Here is an 11,569-nt window from a genome sequence, read left to right on the forward strand (position 1 = left end):
TTGCATTATTTCCGAAGATTTTAATATTTTTATCTGTATAAATAGAAATATTTTCATAAACTGCATTTTTAGTAAAGCTCAATGAATCTCCATCGTTCATTCCATCAATCATTTTTTGAATGTCTGCACTGGAAGTTCCTTCAGGTACAGTCCATTCAGTTCCGGTTTTAGCCAAAATGGTATCGTAATCAATTTGGATGTCTTTAGGTGCATCAATGCCAGTGTATGCAACATAATTTGGGGAATTTGTAGAACTGTCACTGTGGGTTCCCATTATGTCTTCAGGGCTTTGGTAATCTGATTTTGATTCAGCAACATAATAAACGAATGTTGGAGGGTAAGGCAAGTTATCTAAAGCAAAAGTATTTTCACCAACGGTAATGTTGGCATATCCTCCACCTAATAATAGGCCGATTCTTGATTTTTGCATTTTATTGCCTTTTATGTTTATATTTGATGATCCGTAACATGAAATTGAACTAATTGTACAGTTAATTAGTGTATTATTGGCAGCTGTGTGTCCTTTGGAATGCATTAAATAAATACCTTCTTTAGAACCGATTACTGTATTGTTTATTACTTTAACATTAGGTCCAGACCCATGTCTCACATCAATACCGTGGTTTACAGCATTAATTACTTTATTATTTTCTATTGTAGTCCTTGCAGAACCAAAATTTAAAAATCCAGTTACAGCTTGATTTTTAATTGTATTTTCCTTTACAATTCCGTCAGCACATAATTGGAAATATAATCCCCAAGAAGATCCGTCAAGAACGTTGTTTTTAAATGTTAAATTATTTGCATTCATGGCATAGACTAATGCGTTAGAATAAGCGTTTGTACTGTTTTCTCCACCGATTATTGTTAATCCATTAATGGTTACTCCAGTAGCTTTTACAACATATAATGTTGCAAGATTTCCAATTGCATATCCTCCCTCTGCAGTATCTTTCCATATTATTTCAGGTGTGTTGTTTTGTGAAGGATTGTCGTATCCAATTAATTTCGCACCATTTCCGTTGATTGTAATGCTTTTATTTACATAAATACATATGTCTTTATATTCTCCAGCTTCAAAGTTTAAAGTATCTCCATCGTTCAAACTATTTATCTTTTCTTGGATAGTTGCACTATCTGAGCCTGCTGTAACAGTTTGTTGTGAAGAAACTATATTTTCGTCAGTTTGTGTAATTGCTATATTATCAGTCTCTTTTAATTGTGCATCTTCAGTGATTTCTTCTGCAGATACAACGCTTGTACTTAATACAATAACGAAAACTAATAAAATAGCTAATACTAAGCTCTTTTTATTCATTTTTTTCACTTTTAAATTACTTTTTTGATTGCTTAATAAAAATTAAAATTAAAAAAATTATCGATAAGCAACTAATTATATATTGTGTTTTTTATCATATTTAAATTGAAATGTCTTTATTTTTAAATATAACATTGTTAAAAATATTTGTAGGGATATTGTAGCTTTTAAATTCGGATTTTTACAAATATTTTAATAAAGTTTATATATTGGTGTTGGATAATATTTAATTATATAATCAATATTTATCTTAATTCATTTCGTTGCTTTTTAATAGCAAAAATAAGTTAATTTAAAGTTAAATTTACATCAATATTAAAATAGTTTCATATTATAGTCTTTAAGCTATTGATTATTTTAATCGTTAATTTAATGTGTTGATTATAATTGTATGTCGGGGAGAATGATATGAATAAAAAATTTTTAAATATTTTGTTCATATGTTTAATTAGTTTATTCCTCATATCTGCTGTCAATGCGGCCAATAGTTCAAAAGTCAATGAAACTATTGGTTCTGATAATACTTTTTATCAAATAAGCTCTGATTTATCAAATGATGATGTTCAGAAAATGTTTGATAATTCAAATGATGGAGATACATTCGAATTCAATGACAAGGAATATAAGAATATTTCTTTAGTTGTTGATAAAAAATTGAATATTGTCTCTAATAAAAATTCAGTAATTTATTCAGCTAACCAAATTACTGAAAAGGCTAAAGATTTGGGAATATCTAATTCTTTCGGATTTTACTTTACCTCAAAAAGTTGTGGAAGTGTTTTATCAGGAATAACTATTGTTGCTTCCAATAGTGATTATGGAATTGTTGTTGATTCTTCAGATAATTCAACAATTAAAAATGATAACATTGTTGGCGGAGGCAATGGCATTTTAGTTAAAAATGCTGATGGAATAAAAATTTTAAATAATAATATTTCAAAGGCTCAAAATAATGGTATCAGAATAGTTGATAGTAAAAATTCTATTATTTCAAAAAATGTTTTGTCTTATAATAAAAGATCAGGAATTGAAACTTCTGATATTTATTATTCACATATAACTAACAACACTATTCATCACAACAAATTCAACGGAATTTCAATGTTTAATAAATCTGTTGGTAATGTTATTAAATATAATAAGGCTTATGAAAATCCAAACGGCATTTATATTGATTCACAATCACGCAATGATGTTGTAAATGCAAATTCATTCACTTCAAATCGCCGCAATACCAATTATGAATTGGGAGCATTTGAAAGTGGTAATGGTTTATTATTTGGTGCAGACTTCAAAACATCTAAGGAAGGTGACCCTTCTCGATTGGAAGTAAAATACAATGTTTTAGCACATAATGAAGGTTATCAGGCTAAAAATAATCCTGATTTGCCTACATTTAAATTGGGCGACAACTGGTTTGATTCAACGGATGATGTTAATACATTTGTATGTCCTATGCTTCTTGCAGGAATCATGAAAATGGGAACTGTATCTTTTAAAAATGGTATTGGCCTTCAAATGTATGACACTAAAGGTAAGCCCGTAAAAGAATTCGGAACTTTTGATACTAAGGTTAATGTTAATGGGAATCAATATACTGCAAAATTTGTCAACGGTAAAGCTACAATTGATGCTAATTTAGACCCTGATACTGAATATGACCTTGAAGTCATGATTGGTGGTCAACCGGTTAAATATAAATATAAAACTGCATCTGGTGAAAAGGAGGATAATCAAGACTCTAAAACATCAGATACAACTGATGGCATGAGGGGTGCATCTGGTTCAAGTTCAAAAACTTCAACTGGTGATGTTGTCGAAGGGGTTTCTAAAGGAAATTCTCAAAATGGAAATTCTACAAGTGCACATTATTCTAGTAATAAAAATTCAGGAGTTTTTGGAATGAATGCTTCTGGAACTTATCAAGATTCTTCAGATAATGGTCAAAATGCACAGACAAATGGTGATGTTAATTCTGGAGATGCGAGCAATGGTGAAGTATCTGAAGAAGGAAAAGCATATGAAATAGTTCCTCCAAGTAAAATCTCTAATGAAGTTACGGATACTTCTGGTCTAGTAGTATTGAGTATTATTTCCATTATGGGAATGCTTGTTTATGGATACTGGAGGAGAGACGAATTTGAATAATATTTTCCTTTTCTTTTTTTTATTTATTAATGAGTTTCAACAAAATTAATTTTAATGATAATTCAAAATTCTATAAAGTTAAACTCTAGTAAAAAATTTGAAGTAATCGATATTACTTCCCAAATCAATGATTTGATCGAAATAAATGATGGGATTATCTCTATTTTTTCAAAACATTCCACTTCTGCCATTGTAGTAAATGAAAATGAGTCAGGCCTTTTGGATGATTTGGAATTCACATTAGATGTTCTGATTGATGATAAATTTTCATACCAACATGACAGGATTGACAACAATGCAAGATCACACTTGAAGTCATTTTTGCTGTCTTCAAGCGAATGTTTGCCAATCAGAAATGGAAGGCTTGGTTTGGGTACATGGCAGTCAGTTTTTTTCATAGAATTAGATGGGCCAAGAAGCTCAAGAACAATAACTTTGACAATGGTTGGTGAATAATTGCAGAAATGGACAGTAATATTAATTGTAGTAATAATTCTTTTGTTAATTTTAATAGCTATATTAAGTAATTACGATACAACTCCTGTTGCGAACAATTACTCTGAAATTGAAACACAAATGAGAAAATTGTGGTATTAAAAAAAGAAGTGGAGAATTCATTTGTTAATGAATTCTATTTCAAAGGCGATTACCGGATATTCAAGGGTAAAGTTGCTTATTACTTCAGGAGAAACCTCCCCAAAGAAACCTTTGATTGTACCTTTTTTACTTTCACCGGTAACGTCAGCCACTCTGCCTTCAATGAATGTTTTGTTTTCGCTGTCGCTTATTTCCATACTGTACCCCAAATTAGTTAAAACACTGCTAATCACGGATTTAATCTCGGTAAAGTTAGCAGTGGAATGACAAATCAATGCTGCCAGCTTTTTAGAAGATCTTGTTTTATTTTCTTTGGTATCATCAAGATATAAGACGTCCCCTATTTCAAATATTTTTTGAGGCAGGTCTTCATGTTTGTTGTCTTCTAAAAATTCCATTAGGCTGTTGATTAAACTGGTTCTAATCATTGTCCTGTCGATTGTAATAGGTCTTGCAACTTGCACATGTTCTTCTTCTGGCTGATTCATCTTTTCGTAATGGGCTTCTTCGTTTGTAAGCATGAGGCTCATAACTTCCTGGAAACCTAATCCGACCATTACTTCACGAATTGTGTTTTCTGCTTTGAACCAATCATTTTCATAAGCAACAGTATTGATTTCAGGCAATTTTGCTTCAACGGAATTTATGTGATATTGGACTGCAATATTTTCAACAACATCCACTTCATGCAAAATATCAACTCTGTAAGCAGGAATAATTGCTTTGACTTCATTGTCGTCGATGATTTCAGCATCAAAACGTGCTTTCAATAATAATTCTTTAATATCTTCTGCAGTAAGCTCGGTTCCACCAATCAATTCATTGGCAGTATTTACATGAACGTTCATTTCTTGAGGAGTTAAATCTGGAGTTTTTATTGTTTTGTCAGCATATCTGACTTCCATTGATTTGATTTTACCACCTACTTCTGCAAAGGAGCAGCAGATAATATTTAATGCCTGATTGACTGCTCTTTCATCAGTTCCGGTTACATCTACAATGATATTTTTTGTATCTTCCTTGATTTTAGTCAACTCACCGTTGATGATTGGTGGCATGGAAAGAATTTGATTATCGCAATCTAAGATTAATGGATATTTGTCAAAGTCCTGGATTAAATGAGCATAATCCTTACCTTTGTCATGTTCAGTCAAGATTTCCTCAGGTGTCATTTCACTGTCTTTTTCCAATGGGACGAATGCATTGGCATCTTTAGGGGTTGCGATATATTTGTATGGTGCATTAACAACATCTGCATTGTGAATACCAATGGCCACTTTTTTTCTGTCCCTTCCGATTACCCAATGAAGGTTTTCCTGGAAATCCATGATGTATTTGAGTTTATCGCCAGTAAAATCAACATCATCGATTTTAGCAAATCCGATATATGGTCTGATTTGAGCAACATCACTTTCCACTTCCACATATTCTCCGGATTCTTCAACTTCATAGTTCGGAAAACCGATTTCCTGACCGATAAATCCTTTAAAAGATCTGGCCACTCCTTCAACTGATAAGTTGTCAGGCCTGTTAGGGAAGAACTCAACTTTAATTTCCTCATCATCAAAGTCTTCAATATCACTGGACATCATTGGCAATGTGTCTATTAGTTCATCTTTTTCCATATCTATTCCCAAATCTTTTAAATCTTGATATTTAAATGTAATAACTGGCATTTGATAACTCCATTAATTATTTTTTATAATCCAAAAATTAGAATGAAAAATAGAGATTCAATAACAAAATGAAGAGCTCTATGTTCTAGTACGCCCATATTGCGTATAAATACAGTATGGCTTACATCAATTACGAAATGAATAAGGGCTGCTAGAATTCCGATAATAGGATTCAAGAAAACTATTGATAAAACGATAAAATGAAATCCTGCTTCCATTGTTTCATGCGCTAACCATGTTTGCCATGTTGTTTTAGTGGTTTGTTGAATTAAACCGCCTAATATGATGTAGAAGTTATTTAAAACCTTCCACATTAGTTCGGTATGTAATACGTCACTTATAGCCAATACGATTGCAACATAAAACCATATCAAGTTCATTTTTACACAGTCCTTTTTTTTTAGATTTATAATATTAATAATTTGAATTTATTATATAATATATTTATCTATAATGTTGTATTTTACTTAATATTTTTAAATAATAAACAACATATTTAATAATATTATTTTTACTTAATTATTTTAGGAGAAAATATATGTCAAACGAAGAGATTCCTAAAGACTATGATTTCAAAAAAGAAAAAGTATGGGAGCAGAAATGGGAAGATGAAAACATCTACAAGTACATTGGAGATGGGTCTCGTCCTAGATATATTATCGACACTCCCCCGCCATACCCAACAGGAGCTATTCATTTAGGCCATGTCCTCAATTGGGTTTATATTGATATGAATGCAAGATACAGAAGACAAAAAGGATTTGATGTCTTATTCCCACAGGGATGGGATTGTCATGGTCTTCCTACTGAAGTGAAAGTGGAAGAGACTCACAACATTAAGAAAAATGATGTTTCAAGAACACAGTTCAGACAATATTGTATTGATTTAACCACCAAAAACATTGCAAGCATGAAAAAAGACATGAAAGCAATGGGTTACTCACAGGATTGGACTCGTGAATTCGTTACAATGAATCCTGAGTACATGAAAAGGACTCAATATTCATTTTTAAAAATGTATGAGGATGGTTTAATCTATCAGGGAAAACACCCTGTAAACTGGTGTCCTCGCTGTCAAACAGCTATTGCATTTGCGGAAGTTGAATACTCAGACAATACTACCTTTTTAAACTATGTTAACTTCCCTCCTGCAGTTGATGATTCTTATGAAAATATCGTATCATCACAGGCATCCGGAAAGCAGGCCGACCCTTCTGAGGAAGGTATTCTGATTGCAACTACACGTCCGGAATTAATGTCCGCTTGTGTGGCTGTTGTAATTCACCCTGAAGATGAAAGATACACCCATCTTTTAGGAAAATATGTTGAAGTGCCTTTATCACATCAAAAAGTAAAAATCATTGCAGATGAAGAAGTGGACCCTGAATTCGGTACCGGTGCAGTAATGATTTGTACATTTGGGGATAAAACTGATGTAAGTTGGGTTCAAAAATATGATTTAGATGTCATTGACGTTATTGATGATGCAGGCAAATTGACAGCTGCTGCTGGAAGATATGAGGGAATGGACCTGCAAACCTGTAAAAAACAAACAATTGAAGATTTGGAAAGTGAGGGATATCTGTTAAAAAAAGAACAGGTAGACCAGAATGTAGGTCAATGCTGGAGATGTAAGACTCCTGTAGAAATTCTTCTTAAGGAGCAATGGTTTGTTGCAGTAAGAGATTTAATTGAAAAAACCAAAGTCGCAGCAGATGAAATGAACTGGGTACCTGAACACATGAAATCCCGTATGGTAAACTGGGCGGATTCCATGGAATGGGACTGGTGTATCTCAAGACAAAGGATATTTGCAACCCCTATTCCTGTATGGTACTGTAAGGACTGTGGAAAAGTTATTCTTCCTGATGTTGAAGACTTGCCTATTGACCCTACAGTCGATAAGCCTAAACATGCATGCGAATGCGGTTGCGAAGAGTTCGTACCTGAAGTGGACGTTCTGGACACCTGGATGGATTCATCAATTTCTCCGTTATCCATTGCAGGATGGCCTGATGAAGATTATATCAATCATTTCCCATCAAATATCCGTCCGCAAGGACATGATATCATTCGTACCTGGGCATTTTACACTACTCTACGCTGTATAGCTTTAACAGGTCAAAAACCGTTCGATGATATTGTAATAAATGGAATGGTATTCGGTGAAGATGGAAACAAAATGAGTAAATCAAGACCTGAATTTGTAGTTGGACCGGAAGAAGTTATTGAAAAATACGGTGCAGACCCATTAAGAACATGGGCCGCTAACAGCGTACCTGGATCTGATGTAATATTCGATTGGAAAGACATCAAGCACGGATACAGATTCTTAAGAAAATTCTGGAATGCATTCAGATTCATCAGCATGCAGATCTTTGATGAAGAAGTTTCCTATGATGAAGTTAAGGATAATCTCGGACCGATAGACTTATGGATATTGTCAAAGCTCAACAACTTAAATAAGAAAGTGGATGCTGCATTTGCAGACTATAACTTTGCAGACACAATAACATCCATTGAAAGATTCTTCTGGCATGATTTCTGTGATGAATACATTGAAGCTGTAAAATACAGATTATACACAGATGTTTCAGATGAATCACGTAAAGCTGCAAAATACACTTTAAAGACTGTTGTAGAAACTTCTTTAAAATTATTAGCTCCAATTGCACCATTCTTCACAGAAGAGGTATACCAATACTTCTCTGATGAATCAATACATACCACACTCTGGCCTGAAGTATATGAAGAATTAATCAGTGAAGATATGGAAACAAAAGGTGAAACTACTGTTGAGTTGATTGATGAAGTAAGAAGATTCAAATCAGCTTCTAAAATCCCATTAAATGCGGAACTTGCTGAAGTAAACGTTTACACTTCTGATGATTCATTAGTTGAAGTATTCAATGAGTTTGATGCAGACATTAAAGGAACTTTAAAAATCAGTAATTTGGCAATCAGTTCCGGAAAACCTGAAGTCCATGAAAAAATCATTGAAGTGGAACCGGACATGTCTCAAATCGGACCTACATTCAAAGGCGATGCAGGCAAAATCATCGGTTACTTAAAATCAACTGATATTGATGAAATCGGTTCTGTTTTAGATGAAAATCATGAACTTTCAATCGGCGATATTGTAGTTCCAGAAAGCATGTTGAATATCAAAAAAGAGATTGTTGGTGCGTCAGGTAAGAAAGTTGACATCCTGCAATCTGAAAACTTAGACATGATTGTTGAAGTAATTAGATAATTACTTCTTAAATTTTCTTTTTTTTAAACCCCGTAAAAGTTTTTGTTTCAATTCAATATCCCATTTTTATCGTTTCATTTTTTTTTAATAATGCGTAAAGGCATTGTATGGCTATGGAAAATATTTGATTTTACTTAACTATTTTTTTAAATAAATCCTGAAAGAATTTTTAGGTTTTTGCAGTCTGAAAAATCGATAAAAACAAGTTTAACATGATGTCAATCAAATCATTGGATTTAAACATTATTCTGCTTTTTTTCTTAGATATTGTAATAACTATTGGAGATATTTTATTTAAATATTGAACAATATGCTTATATGGCAATAGTTATAAATATAATTGTATAATGACTTATGAGGTTAAAACTAATGAAAATTAAGCATGTGGTAATCTTATTAATATTGGCATGTTTTTTGATTTCGCTTTCAAACGTATCGGCGAATGATGATCTGAACATGAAAAATATTAGTACGGTTGATGAAAAAATTGATTTGGAAGTTTCAAAGGATATTGAAACTATTGACGATTTGGACAGAGAAATTCAAAACGCAAAGCCCAATTCAACAATTAAGCTAGAAAATGACATAATGGTCAATCAGGATACAAAATGTAAAGGTCTTGAAATATCAGAAAGGATAACTCTCGACGGTCAGGGCCATAAGATTGACGGAAATTCATCCAATATGGACTTTTTATTAAGGGTTCACGCTGATGGTGTTTCCTTAAAGAATGTTGTTTTTACCAATTGGGACTTGACATATTCGTTCAATCTCATCGAATGGATAGGAGCCAATGGTGAGATGAAAAATTGTACTTTTATCAATAACACTGCACTTTATGGTGGTGCTGTTGACTGGACAGGAATAAACGGTTTTTTAATCAATTCTACATTTATAAACAATACTGCTGAAAATGGAGGCGGATTGTACTGGTATGGTATAGAAGGAACTATAGCCAATTGTATCTTTTTCAACAATACTGCTGAAATTGGTGGTGCAGTATACATTACCGGAAGGGATACAAAATTGGACGCTTCCAAATTTAGAATTAATTCTGCTAATGATATGGGCGGAGCAGTATATGCTGAAGGACTTAACTTTGTTTTGTCAAAATGTGATTTTGCAAACAATACTGCAATTAATGGTGGTGCTTTTTATTCAATTGCCTATCCTAATCTGATTGATTCATGCAATTTCACAGATAACAGTGCTGATGAAACTGCAGGTGCTATTTATCTGGCATCAGACAATAATACCGTAAAAAATTCAATATTTAGAAATAACTCTGCTGCTAGCAATGGTGGAGCAATATACAGTGATGTAAACGATGAATTATTTGTATTGAACTCAAAATTCAATAATAATTCAGCTGAGGAATTTGGTGGAGCCATAATGGTGGATTCCTATGCAAATATTGTCAATTCAACATTTGATGGTAATAATGCAACAACTGGTGGTGCAGTATATTCTGATAGTGAAACAGAATTTACAAATTCAACATTTTCAAACAATCGTGCTGAAAATGGTGGTGCAATGGCTGTCAATGATGGTTCTATTGTCAACACAGCATTTGTTAAAAACTTTGCAAATCAAACTGGTGGAGCTATCTATGTTTCAGGCGATTTTAATCTAGATAAAGTTTATTTCAACAATAATACTGCAGGCAATGGATCAGAAAATATTTATTTGGATGATGCACATGTTACCATGGTCATGAACATGACAATTGGCATTAAAAACATTACTTTTGGTGATACTCTAAATGTTAAGGTTACATTGCCAAAGGATATAACAAAAGGAATGATTAAGGTTAATGTAAATGGTAAGATATATAAGACTAACTTAACAAGTAATCAGGCAACAGTAAATGTTGCTAACTTGAACAGCGGGTCTTATAGTGTTTTGGTGTTTTATGAAGGCAGTGAATTTAACTCCACTACATTTGATTATGAAGTGGATGTTTTCCAAAGACCGGTTGTAATAAGTGCAGCTAAAAAAAGCTTTGTAATCAATTATGCAGGTAAGTATTCCGTTGTGGTTAAAGGTAAAAACGGAAAAGTTATTGCTGGTCAAAAAGTGTCATTTTACATCAACAATAAAAAAATCAAAACAGTCACTACCAGCAAGAAAGGTGTTGCAGCTATTACACTTGCCGCAGGTAAGTTGAGATCACTCAAGGCAGGCTACAAGACTTTGAAGGTTACCATGTCAAGTAATTTCAATCCGAATTCAAAATCAGTTAAAATAACTATCAAAAAGGAAAGGACAAAGGTTGTTGCCAATAAGAAAACATTCAAAAAGTCACTCAGGATTAAAAAGTACACAATCCAATTGAAAAACAGCAAAAATAAGGTCATTAAGAAAGCTGTGGTATACTTGAAAGTAAAAGGTAAAACTTACAAAGCAAAAACCAATTCAAAAGGAAAAGCAACCTTTAAGATTACTAAACTTTACAAAAAAGGTAAGTTTACAGCTAAAATTACCTTTAAAACTAATAAATATTACATGGGTGTAAGTAAAAAGGTTAGATTAACTATTAGATGAGGTCATTAATATGAAAGGAAAATTGGTGGTTAT

The 11,569-nt window shown here is 32.7% G+C and carries 7 protein-coding genes; 4 read left to right on the forward strand and 3 right to left on the reverse strand.

Annotated features, from left to right (window positions below; genetic code table 11):
• Nucleotides 1–1,318, reverse strand: a 1,318-nt coding sequence (locus QZV68_RS01555; RefSeq protein WP_296877930.1) for a nitrous oxide reductase family maturation protein NosD, incomplete at its 3' end; no start/stop codon positions are given.
• 408 nt (nt 1,319–1,726) lie between these two features.
• On the opposite strand from QZV68_RS01555, the gene QZV68_RS01560 reads away from it, so the two are divergent.
• Nucleotides 1,727–3,466 (forward strand): nitrous oxide reductase family maturation protein NosD, encoded by a 1,740-nt coding sequence (locus QZV68_RS01560; RefSeq protein ID WP_296877932.1) that lies wholly within the window; start codon nt 1,727–1,729, stop codon nt 3,464–3,466.
• A gap of 54 nt (nt 3,467–3,520) precedes the next feature.
• Nucleotides 3,521–3,922 carry a secondary thiamine-phosphate synthase enzyme YjbQ gene (locus tag QZV68_RS01565; RefSeq protein ID WP_296877934.1) on the forward strand — a complete coding sequence of 134 codons (402 nt, stop codon included), beginning with the start codon at nt 3,521–3,523 and terminating at the stop codon, nt 3,920–3,922.
• 158 nt (nt 3,923–4,080) lie between these two features.
• On the opposite strand, the gene pheT is transcribed toward QZV68_RS01565, so the two are convergent.
• Nucleotides 4,081–5,739, reverse strand: coding sequence for a phenylalanine--tRNA ligase subunit beta (pheT, locus tag QZV68_RS01570; RefSeq protein WP_296877936.1), 1,659 nt, complete (start codon nt 5,737–5,739; stop codon nt 4,081–4,083).
• Nucleotides 5,740–5,762: 23 nt separating this feature from the next.
• Complete coding sequence (locus QZV68_RS01575) at nt 5,763–6,119, reverse strand: hypothetical protein (RefSeq protein ID WP_296877938.1); 357 nt, start codon at nt 6,117–6,119, stop codon at nt 5,763–5,765.
• 158 nt (nt 6,120–6,277) lie between these two features.
• Between QZV68_RS01575 and QZV68_RS01580 the strand changes: the two genes are divergently transcribed.
• Nucleotides 6,278–8,992 (forward strand): valine--tRNA ligase, encoded by a 2,715-nt coding sequence (locus QZV68_RS01580; RefSeq protein ID WP_296877940.1) that lies wholly within the window; start codon nt 6,278–6,280, stop codon nt 8,990–8,992.
• A gap of 369 nt (nt 8,993–9,361) precedes the next feature.
• The gene (locus QZV68_RS01585; protein ID WP_296877942.1) at nt 9,362–11,536 is read left to right on the forward strand and encodes a hypothetical protein; all 2,175 of its coding nucleotides are present in this window, start codon (nt 9,362–9,364) and stop codon (nt 11,534–11,536) included.
• Nucleotides 11,537–11,569: the final 33 nt, after the last annotated feature.

Source organism: uncultured Methanobrevibacter sp. (genome assembly GCF_902801725.1).
In the GTDB taxonomy this organism is placed as follows: Archaea; Methanobacteriota; Methanobacteria; order Methanobacteriales; family Methanobacteriaceae; genus Methanocatella.